Below are 23,422 nucleotides of genomic sequence, written 5' to 3'. Positions count from 1 at the left end.
AGTGGGGGGCGCTATGCACAGGCAAAGTTATGATTTCCAATCTGGAATCGAAAATTTCGATATCAAATTCCCAGCTGGAGAGGCTCTTTGCTTAGAGATTGAAAACCCACCGGAGCATGGCGAGAGGGTTCTGACGGTCGGGATGGATGCGCTAACTCCTCCACTGATAGAGATTGCCAGTACGGGACAGGTCCAAGTGGAGGCCGGCGCACTCGAAGCCATTCCAGAGGGGCGTCTGTGCCTGTTCAACATTTGGCAAAGAGATGGGCAAACGCTGGAACTGATCGCTGAAGGACGATTTGTGCGACGCGCTACGATTGCCCCAGTGCTCCCCCACGCGCCTTTTACCGCAAATGCATCCGGGCCGTTGCTGATGTTTGACGGTGATAGCGTGATGCACAACATGCCCGGGACAAGAATTTATCTTGAGCAAATGGTGGGCCATAAGTTTCGTTTCCCGGAAGGTTACCAAAATGCGAAAGGAGGAGATTCAGCGCAAAAGGTATTCTTTGGTGCGCCTGAAGTGGCTTCAAAAATCGATGCTGGGAATACAGTGGTTTTGGTTGGGCCCATCGGTGCAAACCAAAGCGCGGCTGACGACAGTTTTGAAGAGATTACCGGTTATATGGATCAGGTTTTTGAGCAATACCTGACAGCGGGCGCCGTTGTGATTGCTGTTCCAACCTTGCTTGATGGTGGCGGTTTAACAACGCAAGACAGTAAGAAAACCGCGCTTGCAGATTGGGTCATGGCCTATGCAAATGGCGGCACTGTCAGCTTTGATGGTGTAGATCATGTTCTGGCTGCTCATGAAGGGTTTTACGCAGTTGATGTCGCTGAATTTGATCGGATGACGATGAAATCGGATGTGTCTCATCCAAATGCGCTGGGCGCGGAATTCCTTGCTAGCAGACTGGCGGATTTGCTTCTGCCTCTTGTTCATGGGGATGTGCTTGAAGCTGGCAATGTCGAGAATTTACTGATCGGTGCGGAACAATTTCAGGGGGCTAGACCGTCTGAAGCGGCAGGTGTTTCCGGGGATATTCCTATGTCCTGGGATGTTACCAGAGGTGAGGGTGCGGACCTTTGGCAGGGATATTACACAACCGACAGGATATTCGAATTATCGATTAGCGATCCTGCCGAGGACGGCACATGTGTTTTGACGGTTCCGTCGGTTGAAATAGGTGCTCAGCAAGGGGACGTCGTATCGTTTGCGGCGCAGATTGAAATTCTGGATGGTGTGTCGGGTTTGAAGTCAATTGGGGTTCAGGCACAAGGACAAAGCCCCATGACATTGGACCCTGAATGGGCATTAGGGGTCGGTGAATATAACCTCAGAACACAGGATCTCGCCTATGACGCTGATCGAGATGTACAGAACTTTCAAATATTTGTCTGCGTCGCAGCTGGGGCAAATCTGACGGTAAAATTCCACAAGGCAGCAGCATTCTTTGTCGAAAACACGTCTGAAGAACTGCAGTTATCAGGGGAGGCCGCAGACAAAGGGACCGCCGGAAACGCCTATATGTTTTCCCCCACTGTCAAAGGTGGCCGAGCTCCTTATACCTTTGATTTGGCTGGAGGGGCGCTGCCTAGTGGGCTCACATTGAATGCGTCTACTGGCGAAATCTCAGGAGTACCGACAGCAGCAGAGATCCAACAGGGCATCGCTTTGCGTGTCACAGATGATGATGGTTTGTCCGACGTCTTGCCTTATTTTTCTATTGAGATCACTGCAGTAGAGACATCTGTAACGTGGAATGCATCACTCAATACCTCTGCACCGTTCCAGCTGCAGTATTCCGACGGTGACACTGTTGTTTCGGCAACCGAAGCGATCAACGGCATTCGTCACGCTCTAGGGTCAAATGCCCTGTTAGGGAAGCGCTATTTTGAAGTTTCCATTGGCTCGCATGTCCTAGGTATTGGGGTTGGCACTGACGTTGTAACAGCGATCTTTGGCGGTAGCTTTGGTGAGCAGCGTTGTTTCTGGAGTGGAAGTTTTCTGTTCCACACTGGTGGTAATACCAATATGGGAGCCGCGTTGGTGCAGGATGATATCGTTCAGATTGCGATCGACACCGATGCTGGCCTTATCTGGATGCGTCGGAACGGAACTGGAGATTGGAACAACACAGTGGGTTCTGATCCTGCTGCTGGAATTGGCGGGCTCGATATCTCGGGTCTCAGCGGGACGCTCTACACCTACGCAGGGTTGCAAAATAATCCTCTAGCGCGCGCCACATTGGTCGGAGCGGTGCAGGACTTTACCTATGCTGCCCCTGCCGGATTTTCCACCATATACGGGTGAGCAGTTGAGCATGATGGGGAGTAGTTTTTCAGCAGCTGCACGCCAAGTAAACTGGGCTGCCCTGTCTTTCCCCATCTTGCTGAAGTGACTTTGCAAATTGACATCGCACGACAGCTTTTCCATCGCAGTGGTCCATCCTTGTTGATCACTTGGTGAAATAGACCATGTCGCCTTCCCACAAACTTCAGGCACAGCGCCCGCCGTTGTTGAAACGACGGGGCAGCCACATGCCATGGCTTCGGCCGCGGGCAGGCCAAATCCTTCTGTTTTTGAAGGAAAAAGGAGGGCTGTGGCGTGGGCATATAGGGCGCGCAACTCTTGATCAGTGACCCTGCCAAGCAGTCTTAATGATCGGCTTTGTTTGATCCCGATCTTCCGGAAAATGCGTTCATCGCCTCCTCCTGCAATGACAACTGGGACGTCACGATCTGATCGGCCATGGGAGGCTCGTGCCAACATGTCGAGGTTCTTGTGAGGCGCTAAGCTGCCGATGGCGAGAAAGAATTTCTTATCGGTCAAACCGAACTTTTGCAGCGTATTGGGTTGGGGCTGAATGCGTAGGATGTGATCGGACCCGTTCGGAACAACAGAGATATTGTGACCCGGCGCGATCTTATGTTGAACCAACTGTGCTTTCGTAAATTCAGATGGGACCACGACTGCCTTTGCGCCGTATCCGAGCAATGGCAACAATCGCTTGTAATATGTCCGGAATGCGAGCGAATAGCTGTCTTGCGCGTGAAACGCCTGAGCGTCGTGAATAAAGACAATATGGTTGCGTGAAAACACCGGGCCAGCATTGCATGGCGAGAAAAGTAGATCACGTCGGGACAATTTGGAAAGCGCCCGCTGCTCCCACAAAAAGCGCCGTATTTGATTGGCTCCAGATGAGGCCTCTAAGGATTTTGGGGGGCGCACTTCCTGCATAGAGAAGCGAATTTGAAACTCTGGAAGTTTCTGCAAAGCGGTCAATAGTTCTTGTGCCACCCTGTCCACACCCGTCATCGGGCGGTCTCGAAAGCGGGCGTTGATCAGAAGTCTTTCCAAAACAGAAATCCCATAGCGTTCACTGCGATCAGGGTCAGCATTCGCTACAGATTTGACGAAAATTCTTTGCAATTTGTTAAGAACAGAATGGAAGTCTTTTTGGGCCGAGCTGTCGCGTTGGCTCGGAGTGGTTGTAGGCTATTAGGTTTGGCGATTGATTTCATTTGTTCCGTCAACACCCATCGGATTGGCATTATTTGCATGGATCTTGGTGTTTGGTCCCAAACGGGGACTTTGGGCAGTGTTTGCAGCGATGCCTTTTGGCGCGACGGCTGTTTTTTCCGCCAACGGGATCGGTAATGTTTTACTGCTAGATTTCTGCGCGATCGCCTATGTGCTGGCAGTAGTAATCCGCATCAAACTGGACAGGGTTGTCGCCAGTTTATGGCCGGGAACTCCCGGATTTTTGTTGCTGGTTCTTTGCGTCATCATTCTGTTGGGCGCCTATTTTCTACCTAGAATCTTTGCGGATAGAGCCGCGGTCTATCTCATTCAAAGTGTCGATGGACGCCTGTTTATCGACCTGGCGCCTTTGGTTCCTTCTGCAGCACAACCTGCACAGGCCATTCGGTTTTTGCTTGGCGCGCTGGTGTTTTTCGCAGTCAGCGTTGTGGAATGGCGTTCGGGTGATGGGTTGCTCATTCTGCGAGCTGTCTGCGTTGCGAGTTTTCTACATGTCTCGGTCAGCCTCCTGGACTGGGTCAGCTACCCCATTGGGTTCGCGCAGGTATTAGATCGGATCAGAACGGTCCACCAAGCTATCTTGGTGGACCAACACTTTGGATCGGTAAGACGCTTGATCGGGGGCCATACAGAACCGGCGAGTTTTGGTCTCTATACCGTTGGTCTTTATGGTTTTTGGTTGAGGTATTGGTTCGGTAACATGCGCAGCTTTGCCGCTGGGGTCATGATGTTTGCGATGCTCATTCTGGCACTTCGTTCGACCTCAAGTGCGACCATCGCAAACGTCATACTTTTCAGCTCCGCTTTCCTGATGTGGCACGCAGTGGCTGATGCGATATCTCAGAGGCGATTTGGGATTTATGTCTGCCTTCTAGGAGCCCTGCCGGCATTGGTGAGCGGAATGTGGATTTGGATAGAGTTCTCAGCAACTGCTCACACCCTTGTCGAAGTATTGTTTTTGGACAAAGCGCTTTCTGACTCTGGGCAGGAGAGGTTTAGCTGGAATGCGCAGGCGTTATCTAACTTTTCAGAGAGTTTTGGACTGGGTTTGGGGATCGGAAGTGTCCGAGCCTCGGGTTTTGGATTCGCAGTGCTTGGGAATTTGGGTTGGCCTGGCGCACTGGTATTTGGATGGTTCCTTTTCAGGGTGCTGAGACCGCCGGCTACGAAGCCACCGTTTCAATCCGAGTGTTTTGAACTCGCAAGTGCACTGAGATGCGGGTGTTTGGCAGTGCTCTGCCAATCCGCACTTACCACGCCTTATCCAAATCCTGGTTTGCCCTTTTTTATTATGTGCGGCCTGGCGGTGGGATTGGACCAGATGGCAGCCGCCAGTGCTGGCAATCCAAGCGCGGCACAGTCAAAGTCATACCAATTTCTTGTTCGGTCATGATCAGAACAGAGCACACACATCGAGTGGAGTGGATCGACCTCTCCAGAGGAATAGCGATGCTGCTTGTGGTGTTCGGCCATGCGCTGATCGGTGCATCTACAAATTTTGAAAGTACCCAACTTAGCCGATTTTTACTGATCGTTGTCTACGGCGTTCATATGCCTGTGCTGTTTGTTTTGGCGGGTGGCATGTGTGGGCGCCTGATCGTGCAACCATTGCCATCTTTCACGCGTCACATGCTGTCCCGAATTGTTTGGCCATATTTGCTGTGGTCCAATCTACTGCTTGCGACCCACTTCATGCTGAGCGAGTACACCAACCGCGCCCTCGCAACCTACGCGCCCTGGCGGATCTTATGGAACCCTCCCGCCGTGATGTGGTTCTTATATGTATTGTTGATTGCTCTCTTGATACGGCGCGCGCTAGGCAGCGCGCCTAGGCGCATTGTCGTCATTGCAGGAGGGCTGTTTCTAATTTTCCCCTACATCTACGAACCCCCCGTTCCAAACTTCCGATTTGTTGGGTTGTTCTTGCTGGCGAGTACGATTTCGCTGACGGACCTCAGGCAGGTCCAATTCAGATATGTTGTTTGGATTTGCGCCGCTGTCGCTGCAATCATGATCTACTTCGCTTGGTTTGAAGCCCGAGAGGAAATCAATGGATACCCCGCAGATCAGTTTCGATATTTACCCGCGATGTTGATTAGCCCGGTTTTGATCTTTGCATCAGCTAAAGCGTTAACTTTGAAACGTCCGAAGTCATCCATTTTGGCGCTTCTCCGCATGATTGGACGCCACTCGATGGCAGTGTTTGTTTTACACATACTGTTCACAGCGGGCACGCGCATCGTCCTTGTTGCATTGGGAGCCGATAGCCTTTGGTTCGTGACTTTGACCGCAACTTGTCTGGGTTTGGCTGGACCTCTGGCGCTTGCTTTGCTCGCACGAAATTTGCGCATCAGTTCGGCGCTGGGTTGGCAGGCAAACTAGCGGCTCTCAAAGACATCCCAAGTTAGCCTCTGGGTTCTCGACGCAATAAGCAACATACCAACACCCAATGCGATGAGTGATGCCACACGCAGAAAAAGCTGGGTTTCTAAGCCCGCGACGCGGCTCTCAATCCAAAGTCCGCTGAGGTGTGCTAGACCGCCGAAAGCAATTACCAGTATCAGCGCCGAACTGGATTTAAACGCCGCGGTCCTCACGTCGATGCCTTGGATTGAAGTGAGAACATTGCAAGCCACCAGAGAGATGACGATTGCCCCTAAAACCTGTGCCGCCGACAAAATGATCATCCCTTGAGGCGATGCGAACAGCACAACTAGAACGGACATAAGCAGCCATAAGAGAGAGAGAACAAATATCGTTGTGGTTTTGTTCAGAGCCATCAGCACAGGCTCAAACAGTTGATATGGCCAAAGTGCCAATGCGCGAAAAGCCAAAATTTGTATGATGATGACTGCACCGACGTAATCAGAGCGGAAAAGCAATGTCACAAGATCATCCGCTAGGAAAAAAATCAACCAACTCATTCCTCCAATCATGACGCTGCCGGACGACAAAAAATTTGAATACTCCTGCGTCATAGATCGAGCTTTTTGCGTGCATTTAGCGAAAGCTTTGGTTGCGTGAATTCGTAAAGGCAATACGACAACTTCGGTCGCTGCAACGGCCAGTCGATTTGCAATTCGATACAGCCCGGATTCACTGGTTGAGAACATATAGGCGAGTAGTAAATCAGCGCCGAAATTTGAAATGTAGTCTGACAGTTTGGCCCCATATATCCCGCGTGCGAAACGCAAAGCCGCTTTGAAATCCTTCGTATCGAATAGAAGAAATTTTGGCACAGGTGCCGCACGCAGAAAGAGACCGAGATTAATCGAAACGCGAAGGATGCGATAAAAAACCAGAGCATAAATCGATGGCCAGACCAACAAAAGCGCGGCACCTGCAATCAGAGAACAAGTATTTCCGACGCACAAGATTTCATAGTATCGCCGCGTCCGACCTTCTCGGATAAGCGCGGCTGTCGACCAAGCAATGACTGCGCCGAAGGGCTGCAACACCGCCAGAATACGTAAGACAGATGTCAAATCCGGCGTGCCGAAAAGCTTCGCCAGATGGGGGGCGAGCAGCCAAACTGCAATGCCTCCCAGCAAGCCGATTCCGGTTATGCATAGGAACATCGTGCTCCTGAATGTCTCAGCAGATTTTTCACTATGAATGAAGTGATGGAAAAACCCTGCGTGGGCGAAAAGGATCACGAATTCAATGACCGCTACAGCCAGCATAAAAAGCCCATAATCCGCGACGGATAAAACCATTGCGGCCAAGAGGGCGAGGATGAGGGAGGAGATTTGTTGCGAGGATTGCCCCAAAATCGCAATCACCGCATTCGGCAAAAAAGCGGTCGATTTCGTCTCTAACACAGGGGGAAATCGGGTCACGCAAAGCCCCTTGGCTGTAAAGCCTTTGTTAAACCTTCCGACGTTATTTCATTAAAAAGTAAATAAAATCTGCACGGGAATCTCTTGCAGAGGGCGATCTCTTAAGCGTGGCACCTGATGGCCGAGAGGGATGCCAGTTTGGTTAGAGAGGGATTGAGTGAACTTTTTTGAAAGTTCCAGAACAGGACGGGAGGGGCGTGTCGAAGAACCGCCTAGTGCCTATGCCCAAGTGGCTGATCCAATGGCGACGATACCGGATACCACACGGGTGTTGCGGGTCTTGTGGCTTCGGAAATGGCATATTCTTGCGTGCTCTTTCTTCGCCGGATTAACTTTCTTTATGCTTGCCGCGCGGCAGTCAGAGCAGTTCAAAGCCGAAGCGACGGTGCTGCTGGATCCGCGTGAGTATAACTTGATCACTGCCGAGACACAGGTCGTTGCAGACTTGGACCTTACGACCGCGACTGTCGAAAGTGAGGTCGCTCGGATCGCCTCCTTTTCCGCCATTCATGACGTTGTGAAAACGTTGGGCTATGCGCATCTTCAATCGCTCGATCCCGGTGTTGGAACGTATTCTGGCCTGTTGGGAGTTGTCGATTGGTTGAAGAAATTACTGGCACCAGAGAACACCAATCGCCAATCGCTGATATCATCTGATGACCGGGCGTTGCTTCGGATCGTTCATACGATCGCTCAAGGCACTTCGGTGTCTCGAATTGGCAATTCCTTTGTTGTGAAGTTGCAGGTCACGACGGTTAACCCCGTTTTGTCAGCGGAAGTGGTGAACCTTCTGACCGAGCGATACATCACTAAGCAGGTCTCTGAGCGAAAGACTATCGCTGCAAAAGCCAGCCAGTGGCACGAAGAGTTGGTCGAAACTCAGCGTTTGGCTTTGACCAAGGCCGATCTGCGTGTGGAGGCGGCACGACGACAACATGCGGAAGTATTTGGGGCTTCATCAGAAGTTCTGACTTTGCAGCTCACCGAACTCGCAAAGGCGCGTGCAGGTGTTCAAGCTAATCTATCCGCAGCCAAGGCGCGGCTCGATACGCTCGAATTGAGCATTCAAAAGAGCGGCATTCGAAGTGTGGCAATGACGATGAACCGCGAGCCATTCCTGAGCCTGCTCGCCGAGGAAGAGAAACTGAGGCAGGCCGAAAGACAAATGGCTTCTGAATTCGGTGAACACCATCGGGAGCGGACAAATATTCGCTTAGGTTTGCAGCAATTGGATAAGCGACTGGCGGACAGTGTGAAGGGATTGAAAGAGGCTCACGAGAACGAAATTGGATCTCTGTCGACCAGTGAAAGATCGCTGGGCAATGAGGTCGACTTACTTCAGGCGCAGATCCTGGATGATATGGCCTCATCAAGGCAGCTTCGACAGTTTGAGATCGAAGCGAAATCTGCGCGTGAGAGCTATGAGAAACTTGTGGGACGACTGGCCGATGTCCGTGCGCAGTCAGAGCTGCAGCTGCCTGACGCACGTGTCTTAAGCTTGGCTCAGATACCTACGGGGCCCAGTGCGCCAAGACCAAAGTTTATGGCGTTTTTTGGTATCTGCATCGGTGCATCCATTGGTTTCTTTTCCGTCTTGATCCTTGAAGCGCTTGGACGTGGTGTGCTTTCACGTGAAGAATTCATGCGTCTCACAGATCATTCCGCTGTATGCGTACTGCCTCAGGATCATCTCAAGTCAAGTTCGGAGATCTTGACCCGATTAAAGAGCCCAAAGCGTGCCCCCATTGCGGAGCGGCTTCGTCAGATGAAGATGCTTCTTTCACATCAAACGTCTTCAACGTCTCAGGTGATATTGCTGGTATCCGCTCGACCTAAAGAAGGGCGGAGTACCATTGCATTGGCATTGTCACATCTTCACTCTGAAGCGGGAAAGAAAACGCTGCTTATCAGCAGCGATGCCCCAGCAGCTCAAGTTAATGATCTGGAAGAAACGCAGGGTGGTGCCTTTGACTGCAAGGAGATTAATGAGCTTCTCTGCGAAGGGGCGTATTCATCTTTATCCAGTCGGCTGCAAGAAATGCAGAAAAACTATGACACGATTGTCATAGATGGACGTCCGTTATTGGAACAGTCCGGCAGTCTTCGCTTCGTGGAGCATGCCGATCTAATCGTCTTTATTGCGGAGTTCTCGAGAACGCCGAAAAGAGCAATCACGTCGTGTCTTGATCTCTTGCAAAATCTGGGTGCCAAGCCTGCACTTCTTGTTCTGAACAAGTCAGATCCTCGGTTGGATCCAGATTCACACGTAATAAAATCCAAATTTAACAGGTCATTAAGGGCTTAGTCGTAGGAAAGAGGAAAACAACCATAGATAGATTTTTCTTAGCGATAACAATCTATCCGGGCAGGTCAGCAGTGATCGCCCCTATGAACACAGCAGGATGTGTTCATGAGGCATCATCTAGTTTGTCGATGCGTCGACATCTCTTGAATGCAGGAGGTATGTTGCCTTGCCAGAAGTTTTTAAAATCTACGGTCGCGCGTTGTCCGCTAGGAAGTCTCGACTGGGCTCTTACCCTCAGTTTGGATATCGCCGCTCGCTCAAGCGGCTGTTCGACATCACGGCTTGTCTCCTCATGCTCCCCGCAATTTTACCGTTCATTTTCATACTGTTCGTCCTGTCACGCTGGGAGGGTGGGGCAGGTTTTTTTGGTCATCTGAGATGCGGGCAAGAAGGCCGGAAATTTCGTTGCTGGAAAATCCAAACCATGGTTCCGAATGCCGAAGAACGCCTCGTCGTGCTTTTGAAGTCTGATGAGGCTTTGCAGCTTGAATGGAAGGAAACCCAGAAGTTGCGAAAAGACCCGCGCGTTACACGGTTGGGGCGGGTCTTGCGCAAAACAGGATTGGATGAGTTGCCGCAGATTTGGAACATCTTGCTGGGGGACATGAGCTTAATTGGGCCGCGGCCAATCACAGAAAATGAGCTGCTGAGATATGGAAAACATCGCGAGGCATATGATTGCGTGCGCCCGGGGATTACGGGGTTATGGCAGGTATCGGGGCGTAGGGGTATGTCCTTTGAAAACCGCGTCAAACATGATCGTGATTATGCTGAAGCCCTCAGTTTCAAACTGGATATGCATATCCTCTTCAAAACATTTGGTGTGATTTGGCGGAGAAACGGATGTTGAGCTCAGTGATGTCAAATCCTGCACCAAACGCCCCGGAAAAGTTGCGGGTAGCAGTTGCGATCTGCACCAAGGGACGCCCCGCCCAGTTGGCTGAAACATTGCAATGGCTGAACCGCCAAACATACACGCCATGTCAGGTGTTGGTTGTTGCAACTGGCTCAATGGACATTCCAGACAATGTCGAAGAAAGAAGTAGCGCAGATCTGGATATCGTTTTTTCCCCAGAAGGTCTCACGAGCCAACGCAACGTTGCCCTAGAGCGATTGTTAAAGAGTTGCGATGTGATCTTCTTCATGGACGATGATTACCTTGCTGAAAAACATGCGGTTCAATCGATTGCAAAAGCCTTTGCTTTGCATGCGGATGTGGCGGGAGTAACCGGGCAACTGCTTGCTGATGGAATCCACACCGGTGGCATGAGTTGTACTCAGGCAAAGCGATTAATTACCCAGTTTGAGAAGTCAGCGCAGAAGCCAGCTACAACGATAGAGGATCGAAGATGCAACGGACTTTATGGATGCAATATGGCCTTTCGAACGTCTTCGATTGGAACAGAACGGTTTGATGAGGCTCTGCCGAAATATGGCTGGCAGGAAGATGTAGACTTTTCCAACCGTGTGGATGGCAAAATTATCCGAATAGGTAGTTTAGTTGGCGTCCATTGTGGAACACCTTTAGGTCGTGAAAGGTTTGGGGTTGCTCTTGGGTATAGCCAGATTGCCAACCCTTTGTATTTGATGAGAAAAGGAACTATGCGGAGAAACCATGCAGCCAGATTAATTCTGCGAAATTTCGCGGCAAACTTGGTCAGGCTCGTTTGGTGTGAAAGATGGGTGCGACGGACAGGGAGGATCACGGGAAATATCTGGGCTCTTTGGGAGCTCGCGACCGGAAAGATTCATCCTCAGCGCATCGTCGCGAATTTGGAGAAAAATGAATGATTTTGTTCCTCATTATCCTCACCAAGCGGCCACTATGCTGCCCCGTTTGGCCATTAGCAGAATGCTAACAAGAAGAATTTTCACGTGAGTGTCGAAAACCTTCGCTTCCATTTTAGGGCTCTTTGCTCGTAAGCTTTTAGGAAGTCGCAGGGTTTAGATGTTTATCTGGACTTGATCAGGCACAACACGATGACGCGGTTGGGCTTGAAGATCGAAAGGAAGTGTCATGACGAGGAAAGTCACAAAAGCGATTTTTCCGGTTGCCGGTTTGGGCACTCGTTTCCTGCCTGCGACAAAATCAGTGCCAAAAGAAATTATGACTTTGGTAGACCGCCCATTGATCCAATATGCGATCGATGAGGCGCGCGCAGCTGGTATAAAAGAATTCATCTTTGTCACATCCCGCGGCAAGGGCGCTTTGGAAGACTATTTTGATCATGCTCCGCAGCTTGAAATGGAGCTTGCCCAAAAAGGTAAGACCGAGCTTCTGGACACGCTAAAGAACACCAATATGGAATCCGGTGCAGTGGCCTACGTTCGGCAGCACAAGCCAAAAGGGCTTGGCCACGCGGTCTGGTGTGCCCGGAGGCTGGTCGGTGATGAACCTGTGGCGGTTTTATTGCCCGACGATGTGATTGCGGCGGAAACCCCTTGCTTAAAACAGATGGTTGAGGCCTATGCCGAGACTGGTGGTAACATGGTTGCCGCGATGGAAGTTCCTGCGGCAAAGACCTCTTCATACGGTGTTTTGGACGTCGCTGAGGACATGGGCCATATGGTGTCTGTCAAAGGAATGGTGGAAAAGCCGAAGCCGGGGACGGCACCCTCCAATCTTGCTGTGATCGGGCGTTATATCTTGGCGCCTCAGGTGTTGGATAATTTGGACAGCACTCAGGCTGGAGCCGGTGGTGAAATCCAGCTGACGGATGCGATTGCAAAAGAAATCGGGGCAAACAACAATGTCTATGGCTATCGTTTCCGGGGCCAACGTTTTGATTGCGGATCGAAGGCAGGTTTCCTGCAAGCGACCGTGTCTTTCGGATTGGCGCGAGAGGACCTGCGGGACGATCTAAGCCAATTCCTGCAAGACATCGCAATTTCTCAACAGGCTGCGGAATAAAGACAGCAAGGCCCTACCATGACAAACCAAAATATCTTGGTCACTGGCGGGGCTGGCTATATCGGGTCTCATGCCTGTAAGGCGCTAAAGGCTGCCGGGTTTGTACCGGTGACTTACGACAACTGTTCAACTGGCTGGCAAGACGCCGTTAAATTTGGCCCTTTCGCGCGAGGTGATCTTTTGGATCGCCAACGTTTGGCCGAGGTGTTTGAAGAATATCAACCGGCCGCGGTAATGCATTTTGCAGCGCTCAGCCAAGTGGGCGAAAGCATGCGTGAGCCAGGGCGCTATTGGCGGGAAAACGTCACGGGGGCCTTGAACCTCGTGGAAGCTGCGGTGGCCGCGAACTGCCTGGACTTCGTTTTCAGCTCCACCTGCGCGACTTATGGAGATCAGGACCACGTAGTCTTAAATGAAGACAGCGCGCAGTTGCCGATCAACGCCTATGGTGCATCCAAGAAAGCGATCGAGGACATTCTTAAGGATTTCGCAGCGTCTGACGGTTTAAGACATGTTATTTTCCGCTACTTTAATGTGGCGGGGGCTGATCCTGACGCCGAAGTAGGTGAATTACACCAACCCGAAACCCATCTCATACCGCTGTTGCTTGACGCGGTAGATGGTAAGCGCGAGGCGCTGACGATCTTCGGCACGGATTATGACACGCCGGACGGAACCTGCATCAGAGACTATGTGCATGTCTGCGACTTGGTGGATGCGCATGTTCTGGGGCTGAATTGGCTAAAGGACGGAGGAGAAGACCGGGTCTTCAATCTGGGCACCGGCGATGGGTTTTCTGTACGTGAAGTGGTGGATCAAAGCAGCGCGGTAACCAATCGTGCTGTGCCGATTGTAGAAGGGGACCGGCGTCCGGGCGATTGCACAAAACTGGTTTCTGGTTCCAATCGCGCAGTCAATGAACTTGGATGGAAGCCAACAAGGTCTAATATGGAAACGATGATCCGCGACGCGTGGCGTTGGCATCAAAACACCGACGGGCACTATCAAAAATAGTACCCGCCAGTCTCACTCGTTAAAAATCTGCGATGCGGGTCCATGCGCCGTCGTTTTCGGACGATTGCACGCAGGCTTGGATAAAGCGCATGCCGTCCAATCCATCCTCAAGGCTGACAAGGTTTGATATATCGCCTGCTTCCCCATCGATTTGAGCACGGATGAGATCAGCCGCATCCCGGTAAAGATTGGCAAAGCCCTCAAGATACCCCTCAGGATGTCCTGCCGGGATGCGTGTTGAAGTGAGGTTTGATGCGTTTGACACAGCACCACCGCGGGTCAGGATCTGTTTCCCTTCGCCAAAGCGTGTGAAAGTCATCTTGTTGGGATCTTCTTGTTCCCACTCCAGACCGCCTTTCGTGCCATATATCCGAAGCCGCAGGCCATTCTCATTCCCCACAGCCACCTGGCTGGCCCAGAGACTACCGCGTGCGCCACTTTCGAACCGAAGGCTCGCTTGCACATTGTCATCAAGCTGCCTTCCCAGAACAAAACTTGTCAGCTCCGCAGAAAGGCTTTCTAGTTTCAGACCGGTCACAAAGCTGGCGAGGTTATAGGCATGTGTGCCGATATCTCCGACGCAGCCCCCAGCACCCGAACGGGCAGGATCGGTGCGCCAGTCAGCCTGCTTGTTGCTGACTTCCTCCGTGAGCCAATCCTGCGCGTATTCAACTTGCACCAGACGGATGGTACCCAGCTCACCTTCCTTCACCATATCCCGTGCTTGTCGGATCAGTGGATAGCCAGTGTAGTTATGTGTCAGAAAGAACTGTGCTGAAGAGGCCTTGGCCGCCGCCTCAATCGCCTGTGCCTGCTCCAATGTCGCCGCTAAAGGTTTGTCGCAGATCACGTTAATATTTTGGCCCAAAAAAGCGATGCATGGCGCTGCGTGCATGTGGTTTGGGGTAACAATTGCAACGGCGTCGATGCCATCCGCACGCGCCGCTTCCCTGATAGCCATGTCCTCGAAATTGGCGTAGCTGCGATCCTCAGGAATGCCCAATTCCAACGCAGAGGCCAATGCACGTCCGGGCTCAGAGCTCAGGGCCCCGGCCACAAGTTCCCATTGGCCATCCAGCCGAGACGCCATACGATGTACGTCTCCGATGAAGGCCCCTTGGCCGCCGCCAACCATGCCCAGTCGAAGTTTCCGTGTCATGGAAGTGCTCCTTTCCAAACTCACAGGCGTTCTTCAGTGTGGGCGTCAAACAGGTGGCAATGCTGGGCATGGAACCCCATGGTCAACTCATCGCCTGTCGCAACTTTGGCTTGCCCATCCATACGGACCCACATCTGTTGCCCACCCACATGAACACGCGCGAGGGTGTCTGATCCCAGAGGTTCGACGAATTCAACCTTGCCACTAAGTTGTATCGGTTTCTGGGTCGCTTCATCGCCTGTCGCCATATGCTCTGGGCGGATACCAAGGCAGGCTGCACCATTGGTATGGCTGTTCGCAAACTCATAGCCATCCAAAGATAATTGTCCCAGATCACAATCGAACGCGCCATCCAAGACTGAGCCTTCAATGAAGTTCATGGTCGGAGAGCCAATAAACTGCGCGACATATTTGTTGGCTGGGTGGTTGTAAATTTCAAATGGGCTGGCGAATTGCAAGACGTTGCCATTCAGCATGATCGCAATGCGGTCCGCTAGCGTCATCGCTTCGATCTGATCGTGTGTCACGTAGATCATGGTGTTGCCCAGCTGCTGGTGCAGTTGCTTGATCTCTACGCGCAAATCCGCACGTAATTTCGCGTCGAGGTTTGAAAGTGGCTCGTCAAATAGAAAGACATCCACATCACGAACCAAGGCGCGCCCGATGGCGACCCGCTGGCGTTGACCGCCAGACAGGGCGGCTGGCTTGCGGCTGAGAAGCGGCTCAATCTGCAGGATCTTTGCGGCCTTTGCGACGCGATCTTCAATTTCAGCTTTGGAAACACCTGCGTTGCGGAGGCCAAAACTGAGGTTCCCTTTGACCGTCATCTGCGGATAGAGCGCGTAAGATTGGAACACCATGCCAATCCCACGTTGGGAAGGCTCTGCCCAAGTGACGTTTTTGCCGGAGATATGGATTTCTCCGTCAGACACATCCAAGAGCCCTGCGATACAATTTAGGAGTGTGGACTTGCCACACCCTGAAGATCCGAGCAGAACGACGAACTCGCCGTCTGCAATGTCGAGATTGAGGTCCTTCAGAACTTCGACAGCGCCAAAGCTCAGGTCCAGATTTTTGATAGAGATGCTGGGATTTACGATTTGATCCATTTTATAACCTATGGGTTCAGCCTTTGACTGCACCGGCAGCGATGCCGCGCACGAAGAGTTTTCCGGAGACGAAGTAGATGACGAGCGGTACAGCGCCGGTCAGCAGAGTCGCTGCCATGTTGACGTTGTATTCCTTTACGCCCTGCACCGAGTTCACGATGTTATTGAGCTGCACTGTCATCGGGTAGATGTCGGGTTTGGTGAAGACGACGCCGAAGAGGAAGTCATTCCAGATGCCAGTGACCTGCAAGATGATTGCGACCACGAAGATCGGCAGCGACATGGGCAGCATGATCTGGAAGTAGATGCCCCAGAAGCCTGCCCCATCGACGCGGGCAGCTTTGAACAATTCTTCCGGCACGCTCGCGAAGTAGTTTCTAAAGAGGAGCGTCAGGATCGGCATGCCGAAGATAGTGTGCACCATCACCAGACCAGTCAGAGAGCCATATACGCCCAATTCACGCAGGATGATCACGATCGGGTAGAGCATGATCTGATAAGGGATGAAGGCCCCGACGATCAGGATGTTGAAGAAGAGTTCTGAACCTTTGAAGCGCCAGAAGCTGAGCGCGTAGCCTGAGACCGAGGCAACTGCGATTGAGGCAGCAACGGATGGGATCAGAATACGAACGGAGTTCCAGAAGCCGCGCGAAAGGCCATCACAATTGATACCGGTACAGGCCTCGGCCCAGGCTTTGACCCATGGCTCGAATGTGATCTCAACCGGAGGCGAGAAGATGTTGCCGACGCGAACCTCTGCCATGTCTTTCAAGGAGGTCATAACCATCACGTAAAGCGGCAGAAGGTAGTAGATCGAGACTACGAAAAGCGTGCCATAGATCATGATGTTCGCGGGCGTAAAGGCACGTTTTGGCTTTGGGCCACGCGGTGTATTCGGGGATGTTTGAACGGCGGTGCTCATTTGTCTTTCTTGCCCCCGTATTGAAGGTAGAGGTAGGGGATGAGGATGATGATCACCATCACCAGCATCATGGTGGAGGCCGCAAAGCCTTGGCCAAGGTTCTGACGCTGGAAGAGGCTGTCATAGACGTATTTTGCTGGCACGTCTGACGCGATGCCCGGTCCACCGGCGGTTTGCGCGACGACAAGATCATAGACTTTCACAATCCCTGCTGAAATTAGAACCAATGCTGTCACGAGAACCGGTTTCATCATTGGCAGAATGATGTGTGTGTAGGTTTTGGCGGTGCCGATGCCATCAACGCGAGCAGCTTTCCAGATGTCTTCGGGAATGCCGCGCAGACCTGCCAGCATGATGACCATGACTAGACCGGTGCCTTGCCAAAGACCTGCGATCAAGATGCCGTAGATCACGATCTCGGCGTTAAACAGTGGGTCGAAGGTGAAGCTCTCCCAGCCAAGGTTGCGCACAATCTTCTGCACGCCAAACTCTGGGTTCAAAATCCACTGCCACACAAGGCCCGTCACAATGAATGACAGGGCGAAAGGGTAAAGGAAGATGGTGCGGAAAGTGTCCTCGAAGCGGATTTTACGATCCAGAAGAGCCGCGAGGAAGAAGCCGATGATCATGGTGAAAATCAGCGAAAGGATACCGTAGATCGCAACGTTTTCGACGGCGATCATCCAACGTTTGGTGCTCCAGAGCCGTTCATATTGGTCAAAGCCAACGAAGTTGGTCTTGGGCAGCAGCCGGGAGTTGGTAAATGAGTAAACGATCGTCCAAACAGAACAGCCAACGAAGATGACCAATGCGGTCAGGATCATAGGTGTCGCGGCGATCTTAGCGTTCAGGTTTCGGAAAATCCTGATTGGCGGTTTCGACGAGCGGGCAGAGGATGCCGCGCGGGTCGTGGTGGATTGGGAAATGTCAGCCATTTGAGCTCTCTGTGCACAGACGATGTGCCAGTTTAGACGCAAAAAACCCGACCGAAGTTGGCTCGGTCGGGTTTAAGTGCGTGGGTTAGTCTGCGCTTGCGATGATGTCTGCGTAACGCGCCTGTGCGTCAGTTGCAGACAAATCGGTTGACCAGAACTCAGTCATGAGGTCTTCGATCTGGCCTGTGGTATCTGCAGAGAGAACCTGGTTGCCATCTGGGAGAATGTTGCCACCCGCCAGAATTTCGAGACCTTTTTTCATGCAGTCGTTTGCGGCAGACAGGTCAACGTCGCCACGCACAGGGAGGGAACCCTTTTTCAGGTTGAAAGAGACCTGAACAGCTTTGGAAATCATCAGAGACGCCAGCTCTTTCTGTGCTGCTTCGATCTCTGGATCGTCATTTTTTGGGAAGTAGAAAGCATCACCACCTGTAGAGATGACTTCATTCACACCAAGTCCTGGCAGGCATGTGTAATCTTCGCCAGCAACTTTACCTGCAACGGCAAATTCACCCTGCGCCCAGTCGCCCATGATCTGGCCACCAGCTTTGCCTTCAACAACCATGGCTGTGGCCAGGTTCCAGTCTATAACGTTGGTGTCTTTAGAAAACTCACGTGCTGCTGCAGCTGCCTCAAAGACCTTCGCGTATTCCGGGCCGGCTGCCACAGCCGCGTCTTTTTCAGCATTCACTTTCAGCCAGGCATCCTGGCCAGCGAGGGCAACAGTCAGAACACCGAACGCGCCAGAAGATTGCCAAGCCTGGCCACCCATAGCCAAGGGAACTTTGCCTGCTTCGGCCAGGGCCGGCATAGAAGCAACGTATTCATCCCAGTTGTTTGGAAGGTCCAGACCCGCATCAGCGAAAGCTTTGTTGGACAACCACAACCACTGCCAAGAGTGGATGTTCACAGGGACGCAGTAAATCTTGCCATCGACAGTACAGCTTGCCAGCAGACTGGATGGGTTCACAATGTCAGCCCAGCCTTCGGCTTCGGCCACATCCGTCAGGTCAAGCATCAGACCGGCTTCGATGAGCTCTTCAGTCTGGCGACCGTGGTTAAACTGCGTTGCTCCCATCGGATCACCACCGATGATGCGAGAAATCATGATTGGGCGTGCAGTACCACCGCCGCCTGCAATCGCGCCGTCCACCCAGTTGTGGTCAGTGCCTTCGTTAAATGCCTTGGCAAACTCTGATACAGCAGCTGCCTCGCCGCCGGATGTCCACCAGTGTGTCACTTCTAGGTCAACCGCATGCGATGCTGTCGCCAATCCTACGGCTGCAGTCGTCGCAAGGAACATGCGCTTAAAATTCATTTCTTCCTCCCAAAGGCGCGAGTATTGCGCCGGTTGTGTTGCTCCTGTTGCTTTGTAATCGATTACATTTGTGAGCAAACTGATATGTAAACGATTGCATGGAAGCATTCATTGAGTCGGCACCTCTTGTCAAGACGTCTTTGCACAGGTAGCGATAGGCAAGCTAGGAGAACGCCAGAATGGCCCCAAAAAACGCTCGAATTCAGGATGTTGCCCGAGAGGCAGGAGTTTCAACAGCGACTGTCAGTCGGGCTTTGTCCAACCCGGATATGTTGACGAAGACGACTCGCGAGGCGGTTTTCGATGCGATTGAGAAGACCGGATATCGGGTGAATCAGGCTGCGCGCAACCTGAGAAAACAGCGCGCAGGTGCAGTGTTGATCCTTGTTCCAAATCTGGGGAATCCATTTTTCAGCCAAATCCTTGCGGGCATCAATTCTGTCTTGGCCGAAAGTGAATTCTCTGTGCTTATCGCGGATAGCTCTGCTGAACGTCAAAAGGGCAAACTGGCCGAGTTTTTCATGGCCTCACGTGTTGATGGCATGATCAGCTTGGACGGTGATCTGAGTGAGGAAGAGTTGAAGCGCTTTGATCAGGGCGCGGGCAGCAATAAAATCGTCTTCGCCTGCGAATGGGTCGCCCACTCAGATTACCCTTCGGTGCGGGTCGACAATGCGATGGGAGCACAACTGGCTGTTCGACATTTGTATGATCTGGGCCATCGGAAAATTGCACATGTGACCGGACCTGAATGCAATGTCCTGACAAAGGAGCGGCGCCAGGGCATGGTGACAGAGCGCGAACGACTTGGCCTGGAGACGCGTCCCGAATGGATCATCCGTGGCGACTTCTCTGTGCAGTCCGGGCTAGATGCCGCCCAGAGGGTGTTTGCCATGGAAGATCGTCCAACCGCGGTTTTCTGTGCGTCTGACGAGGTGGCATTTGGCCTGATATCCGGATTGAAAGCGCTGAGCATTCGTGTGCCCGAGGACATTTCGGTTGTTGGCTTTGACGATATCGATCTTGCGCAGGTCTTCGTGCCTAGCCTGACGACCATTCGACAGGACCGTCATCGGATCGGTGCGCGGGCGGCTGAGATGTTGTTGCAGAGCCTGAAGGCAGATTCTGCTGGGCCCAATGCGCAGAACATGGGGCCAGAAGTCCTGAGTGTGGATCTTGTGGCCCGCGAAAGTACTTCGCAGGCCGCGCAGGGTCATAGCCCCAGCATTCGACGGATCTGACCGGGATCAGAATCTCCACCTGCGAAATCATCGAAGGCTTTGTCTGTCACCCGGATAATGTGATCGTTGATGAAGGGGACACCTTCGGCAGCACCGTCCTCAGGGTGTTTCAGGCAGCATTCCCATTCCAGGACTGCCCAGCGGTCGTAGCCATGAGTCGCCAATCGAGAGAAGACGCCACGGAAATCCACCTGGCCGTCGCCTAAGGACCGGAAACGACCGGCGCGATTGGCCCAGCTTTCATAGCCTGAATACACGCCCTGACGCCCTGTCGGATTGAATTCGGCGTCTTTGACGTGAAACGCGCTAATCCGCTCGTGGTAAATATCGATAAATTCCAGGTAATCGAGCTGCTGCAGCACGAAATGGCTGGGATCGTAGTTGATCTGGCATCTGGGGTGGTTATCCAGAGCCTCAAGGAAGCGCTCGAAGGTTGCACCATCAAAAACGTCCTCGCCCGGATGCAATTCGTATCCGACATCGACGCCAAACTCGTCATAGACATCCAAGACCGGGCGCCACCGCTTGGCCAGCTCTGAAAAGGCCTCTTCAATCAATCCAGCTGGCCGCTGTGGCCAGGGATATAGGAAAGGGAAGGCGAGTGACCCGGTAAAGCTTACAGAACCGTCCAAACCGAGGTTTCGGCTGGCCTTGGCGGCCATAATCAGCTGATCTTTGGCCCACGCAGTACGCGCCTCAGAATTGCCCTGCACTTCAGAGGGTGCCAGCATGTCCATCGCCTCATTGTAAGCCGGGTGGACAGCCATTAGTTGGCCCTGAGCATGCGTGGAAAGCTCCGTAATTTCGACGCCGTTCGCTGCGCAGATTCCTTTGATCTCATCACAATAGTCCTGGCTTTCTGCAGCCTGAGCGAGGTCAAACAGTCGTGCGTCCCAGGACGGGATTTGGACACCCTTATAGCCAAGGGAACCCGCCCATCTCACGATGTTGGGCAAAGTATTGAATGGGGCATCGTCACTGACAAATTGGGCCAGAAACAGTGCCGGACCTTTCATGGTTGCGGGCATGCAGAGCTCCTATTCCTGATCTGTCATCAATGCTGCGGCGCTTGCTGGGTCCAAAGGTTCTGGCCGTGTGCAGGTCGTTTGGATGTCGACAACAGATTTAGTTTCCGCTGCTGTCAAAATCGAGGTCATGACATCGACCACATGCAGCGCGAAATCATTAGAACAGCGATGCGGGCGATTTTCAGCAATGGCACGCGCCATATCTGCGAGACCAGCGCCTCGGTAATTGGCCTGTTCGCCATCGTTGACGATGGAGAAAGGATGTAGCCAAGGAGATAGTTCAGCCGTTTCTGACTTATGTGTTACCCGAAGCGTTCCGCCAAAGAAGTTGGGGTCAGGTAGATACATCGTGCCCTCAGTACCATAGAGCTCCATGCAAGAATGGTCATGGCTCCATACATCCCAGCTGGTCAGGAGCGTGATAATCGCGCCACTTTGAAATTCCATGACCGCATGAATGGTTGTCGGTGTATCGACCGGAATTTCTTCTCCGAGTCGAGGCCCGTTGCCGATGATGCGCTTGTTGGACGCACTGCCGGCAACGGCAGTCACCCGCGCAACAGGGCCGATCAGCTGTACAAGATTTGAGATGTAGTACGGGCCAATATCGAGGACAGGGCCCGCGCCCGGTTGAAAGAAGAAATCCGGATTGGGGTGCCAGCTTTCCATGCCCGGCGACTGCACAACAGCGGTGCCCGATGTAACTTTGCCAATCTGGCCTTCGTCTACCAACGAGCGCGCAAATTGATGGGCGCCACCCAGAAAAGTGTCTGGCGCTGAACCAATTCTAAGACCTTTGGAGGCCGCGAGATCGGCTAGTTTTTGACCCTCTTCGCGAGACAGGACGAATGGCTTTTCAGAGTAGACATGTTTTCCTGCCTGAAGCACACGCTCAGATACCTGAAAATGCGCTGCCGGAATTGTCAGGTTGATCACCAGATCGACGTCGTCATTTGCCAAAAGGTCTTCGACTGATTGCCCGGTCACCCCGAACTCTTCCGCCCGTGCATGGGCTGCATCAAGATTGATGTCAGCCACAGAGCGGATTTCATATCCTTTGAACATCGGCGCAAGGCGCAGGTAAGCGGCAGAGATATTACCGCAACCGATAATGCCGACTCCTAAATCAGCCATTGGTGTTCTCCCAAATCGTGTGGAATGCCTGAGCAGAGCGTTCGAGATACCTGTAAGGATCGCTTGGGTTATCGTGCTCAAGAATGAAAAGCATCTCAGGTTTTGCAGCGCGCGCGGTGGCGATCAGCCCGGACCAGTCTGCGGTTCCGTCGCCCAGATCAGCCCAGCCGTCTTCGTCCAGATTCTCACCTTCGGCGGCAATATCTTTGACGTGAATCGCATCGATGTTGGTCATGTGGTTGGTGAGCCATGCCATGGGGTCCGCTCCAGACCTGATGACCCAGCCAAGATCGGCTTCCCAAGGAAGGTCCGGCTGTGCATCTAACATCGCCTGCATTGGTAGCGCACCGTCTTCAAGCTTTTCAAATTCGAAGTCATGATTGTGCCATCCAACGGTCATGCCGTGATCTGCAAAGATCTTTCCGCGCTCTGTCAAAATGTTCGCAATTTCGGCATAGCCCTGGGCGGTTTTTGGACGCAGGGCAGCATCAAGATAGGGGGCGTAGACCTTGGTCACACGCAATGGCTTCAGGCGTTCGATAACCCCCTGAGGATCCTTGTCGATGTCATCTAATGCAATATGTGCAGACGGCATCGTCAAACCCGCATCTGCCAAGGCGCTTTCAAAAGCGGCTGGTTCCTGCATTATCGCGGAATATCCCTCGATACATCCGACACCGGCAGCAGCACAGGCCGCCAATACTTGGTCCTGATTAGGCGCATTTCTCATACTGTACAGCTGAAGCGACAGCGGCATGGGCATCTCCATTTTTCCCATTTGGTAACATGTTTTTCGTTCGATTTTCTCACACCTTTTTGTGCGTGAAACTTGTTCTAAAACAGTTATGAAATCGATTACATATATTCATGATGCAATGTTCAAGACATTGTCAATGGAAAAAGTAATCGATTACATTTTGCTTTCCGAAGGAATTCCTTAGAGCAGGCAGGAAACGCTTTGCA

Annotated in this window: 19 protein-coding genes; 9 read left to right on the top strand and 10 right to left on the bottom strand. The window is 52.4% G+C overall.

What is annotated here, in order from left to right; all coding sequences use genetic code 11:
* The first annotated feature begins 13 nt into the window (after positions 1 to 13).
* A complete protein-coding gene (locus M0D42_RS12675) occupies positions 14 to 2,314 on the top strand; it encodes a putative Ig domain-containing protein (RefSeq protein ID WP_265018976.1) in 2,301 nt (766 codons plus the stop codon).
* On the opposite strand, the gene M0D42_RS12670 is transcribed toward M0D42_RS12675, so the two are convergent.
* Positions 2,234 to 3,361: a glycosyltransferase family 4 protein gene (locus M0D42_RS12670; protein ID WP_265018975.1), complete on the bottom strand. Its 1,128-nt coding sequence runs from the start codon at positions 3,359 to 3,361 to the stop codon at positions 2,234 to 2,236. The genes M0D42_RS12675 and M0D42_RS12670 overlap by 81 nt on opposite strands.
* 241 nt (positions 3,362 to 3,602) lie before the next feature.
* Here M0D42_RS12670 and M0D42_RS12665 point away from each other — a divergent pair, with 241 nt between their 5' ends.
* Both M0D42_RS12665 and M0D42_RS12660 read left to right on the top strand, forming a co-directional pair.
* A complete protein-coding gene (locus M0D42_RS12665; RefSeq protein ID WP_265018974.1) occupies positions 3,603 to 4,937 on the top strand; it encodes a hypothetical protein in 1,335 nt (444 codons plus the stop codon).
* Complete coding sequence (locus M0D42_RS12660) at positions 4,934 to 5,926, top strand: acyltransferase family protein (RefSeq protein ID WP_265018973.1); 993 nt, start codon at positions 4,934 to 4,936, stop codon at positions 5,924 to 5,926. The genes M0D42_RS12665 and M0D42_RS12660 overlap by 4 nt, the downstream gene beginning before the upstream one ends.
* Here M0D42_RS12660 and M0D42_RS12655 read toward each other — a convergent pair.
* Positions 5,923 to 7,383 carry an oligosaccharide flippase family protein gene (locus tag M0D42_RS12655; protein ID WP_265018972.1) on the bottom strand — a complete coding sequence of 487 codons (1,461 nt, stop codon included), beginning with the start codon at positions 7,381 to 7,383 and terminating at the stop codon, positions 5,923 to 5,925. The two genes, M0D42_RS12660 and M0D42_RS12655, sit on opposite strands and share 4 nt — an antisense overlap.
* 157 nt (positions 7,384 to 7,540) lie before the next feature.
* On the opposite strand from M0D42_RS12655, the gene M0D42_RS12650 reads away from it, so the two are divergent.
* The 5 genes from M0D42_RS12650 to galE all read left to right on the top strand — a co-directional run bounded on the left by M0D42_RS12650 (position 7,541) and on the right by galE (position 13,613).
* Entirely contained in the window at positions 7,541 to 9,688 is a 2,148-nt protein-coding gene (locus M0D42_RS12650; protein ID WP_265018971.1) for a GumC family protein, read from the top strand.
* Between the two features lie 166 nt (positions 9,689 to 9,854).
* Positions 9,855 to 10,538 carry a sugar transferase gene (locus M0D42_RS12645; RefSeq protein ID WP_330221171.1) on the top strand — a complete coding sequence of 228 codons (684 nt, stop codon included), beginning with the start codon at positions 9,855 to 9,857 and terminating at the stop codon, positions 10,536 to 10,538.
* Positions 10,539 to 10,546: 8 nt separating this feature from the next.
* Positions 10,547 to 11,479, top strand: coding sequence for a glycosyltransferase family 2 protein (locus M0D42_RS12640; RefSeq protein WP_265018970.1), 933 nt, complete (start codon positions 10,547 to 10,549; stop codon positions 11,477 to 11,479).
* A 226-nt stretch (positions 11,480 to 11,705) separates the two neighbouring features.
* Positions 11,706 to 12,599: a UTP--glucose-1-phosphate uridylyltransferase GalU gene (galU, locus tag M0D42_RS12635; protein ID WP_265018969.1), complete on the top strand. Its 894-nt coding sequence runs from the start codon at positions 11,706 to 11,708 to the stop codon at positions 12,597 to 12,599.
* Positions 12,600 to 12,617: 18 nt separating this feature from the next.
* Positions 12,618 to 13,613: a UDP-glucose 4-epimerase GalE gene (galE, locus tag M0D42_RS12630; protein ID WP_265018968.1), complete on the top strand. Its 996-nt coding sequence runs from the start codon at positions 12,618 to 12,620 to the stop codon at positions 13,611 to 13,613.
* Positions 13,614 to 13,632: 19 nt separating this feature from the next.
* On the opposite strand, the gene M0D42_RS12625 is transcribed toward galE, so the two are convergent.
* The 5 genes from M0D42_RS12625 to M0D42_RS12605 all read right to left on the bottom strand — a co-directional run bounded on the left by M0D42_RS12625 (position 13,633) and on the right by M0D42_RS12605 (position 19,056).
* Positions 13,633 to 14,772 carry a Gfo/Idh/MocA family protein gene (locus M0D42_RS12625; protein ID WP_265018967.1) on the bottom strand — a complete coding sequence of 380 codons (1,140 nt, stop codon included), beginning with the start codon at positions 14,770 to 14,772 and terminating at the stop codon, positions 13,633 to 13,635.
* A 20-nt stretch (positions 14,773 to 14,792) separates the two neighbouring features.
* The gene (locus tag M0D42_RS12620; protein WP_265018966.1) at positions 14,793 to 15,881 is read right to left on the bottom strand and encodes an ABC transporter ATP-binding protein; all 1,089 of its coding nucleotides are present in this window, start codon (positions 15,879 to 15,881) and stop codon (positions 14,793 to 14,795) included.
* 16 nt (positions 15,882 to 15,897) lie between these two features.
* On the bottom strand, positions 15,898 to 16,803 hold the full coding sequence (locus M0D42_RS12615) for a carbohydrate ABC transporter permease (RefSeq protein WP_265018965.1): 906 nt from the start codon (positions 16,801 to 16,803) through the stop codon (positions 15,898 to 15,900).
* Entirely contained in the window at positions 16,800 to 17,738 is a 939-nt protein-coding gene (locus tag M0D42_RS12610; protein ID WP_265018964.1) for a carbohydrate ABC transporter permease, read from the bottom strand. Before M0D42_RS12610 ends, M0D42_RS12615 begins: the two co-directional genes overlap by 4 nt.
* An 85-nt stretch (positions 17,739 to 17,823) precedes the next feature.
* Entirely contained in the window at positions 17,824 to 19,056 is a 1,233-nt protein-coding gene (locus M0D42_RS12605; protein ID WP_265018963.1) for an ABC transporter substrate-binding protein, read from the bottom strand.
* Between the two features lie 179 nt (positions 19,057 to 19,235).
* On the opposite strand from M0D42_RS12605, the gene M0D42_RS12600 reads away from it, so the two are divergent.
* A complete protein-coding gene (locus M0D42_RS12600) occupies positions 19,236 to 20,297 on the top strand; it encodes a LacI family DNA-binding transcriptional regulator (protein WP_265018962.1) in 1,062 nt (353 codons plus the stop codon).
* Here M0D42_RS12600 and M0D42_RS12595 read toward each other — a convergent pair.
* The 3 genes from M0D42_RS12595 to M0D42_RS12585 are packed head-to-tail and all read right to left on the bottom strand — an operon-like array spanning position 20,270 to position 23,216.
* Entirely contained in the window at positions 20,270 to 21,325 is a 1,056-nt protein-coding gene (locus M0D42_RS12595) for a sugar phosphate isomerase/epimerase family protein (protein ID WP_265018961.1), read from the bottom strand. The genes M0D42_RS12600 and M0D42_RS12595 overlap by 28 nt on opposite strands.
* A 9-nt stretch (positions 21,326 to 21,334) precedes the next feature.
* Positions 21,335 to 22,459, bottom strand: coding sequence for a Gfo/Idh/MocA family protein (locus M0D42_RS12590; protein ID WP_265018960.1), 1,125 nt, complete (start codon positions 22,457 to 22,459; stop codon positions 21,335 to 21,337).
* A complete protein-coding gene (locus M0D42_RS12585; protein ID WP_265018959.1) occupies positions 22,452 to 23,216 on the bottom strand; it encodes a sugar phosphate isomerase/epimerase family protein in 765 nt (254 codons plus the stop codon). The genes M0D42_RS12590 and M0D42_RS12585 overlap by 8 nt, the downstream gene beginning before the upstream one ends.
* Positions 23,217 to 23,422 lie beyond the last annotated feature (206 nt).

The organism is Cognatishimia activa, assembly GCF_026016445.1.
GTDB classification, from domain to species: Bacteria; Pseudomonadota; Alphaproteobacteria; order Rhodobacterales; family Rhodobacteraceae; genus Cognatishimia; species Cognatishimia activa_B.
The sequence above is the reverse complement of the archived record's forward strand: the minus strand, read 5'-3'. Positions and strand labels throughout refer to the sequence as shown.

Bases quoted from the DNA above. Each gene is read 5' to 3' on its own strand.
- M0D42_RS12675 (WP_265018976.1), top strand. From the start codon at position 14: ATGCACAGGCAAAGTTATGATTTCCAATCTGGAATCGAAAATTTCGAT.
- M0D42_RS12660 (WP_265018973.1), top strand. From the start codon at position 4,934: ATGATCAGAACAGAGCACACACATCGAGTGGAGTGGATCGACCTCTCC.
- M0D42_RS12640 (WP_265018970.1), top strand. From the start codon at position 10,547: ATGTCAAATCCTGCACCAAACGCCCCGGAAAAGTTGCGGGTAGCAGTT.
- galU (WP_265018969.1), top strand. From the start codon at position 11,706: ATGACGAGGAAAGTCACAAAAGCGATTTTTCCGGTTGCCGGTTTGGGC.
- galE (WP_265018968.1), top strand. From the start codon at position 12,618: ATGACAAACCAAAATATCTTGGTCACTGGCGGGGCTGGCTATATCGGG.
- M0D42_RS12625 (WP_265018967.1), bottom strand. From the start codon at position 14,772: ATGACACGGAAACTTCGACTGGGCATGGTTGGCGGCGGCCAAGGGGCC.
- M0D42_RS12620 (WP_265018966.1), bottom strand. From the start codon at position 15,881: ATGGATCAAATCGTAAATCCCAGCATCTCTATCAAAAATCTGGACCTG.
- M0D42_RS12615 (WP_265018965.1), bottom strand. From the start codon at position 16,803: ATGAGCACCGCCGTTCAAACATCCCCGAATACACCGCGTGGCCCAAAG.
- M0D42_RS12610 (WP_265018964.1), bottom strand. From the start codon at position 17,738: ATGGCTGACATTTCCCAATCCACCACGACCCGCGCGGCATCCTCTGCC.
- M0D42_RS12605 (WP_265018963.1), bottom strand. From the start codon at position 19,056: ATGAATTTTAAGCGCATGTTCCTTGCGACGACTGCAGCCGTAGGATTG.
- M0D42_RS12600 (WP_265018962.1), top strand. From the start codon at position 19,236: ATGGCCCCAAAAAACGCTCGAATTCAGGATGTTGCCCGAGAGGCAGGA.
- M0D42_RS12595 (WP_265018961.1), bottom strand. From the start codon at position 21,325: ATGCCCGCAACCATGAAAGGTCCGGCACTGTTTCTGGCCCAATTTGTC.
- M0D42_RS12590 (WP_265018960.1), bottom strand. From the start codon at position 22,459: ATGGCTGATTTAGGAGTCGGCATTATCGGTTGCGGTAATATCTCTGCC.
- M0D42_RS12585 (WP_265018959.1), bottom strand. From the start codon at position 23,216: ATGCCGCTGTCGCTTCAGCTGTACAGTATGAGAAATGCGCCTAATCAG.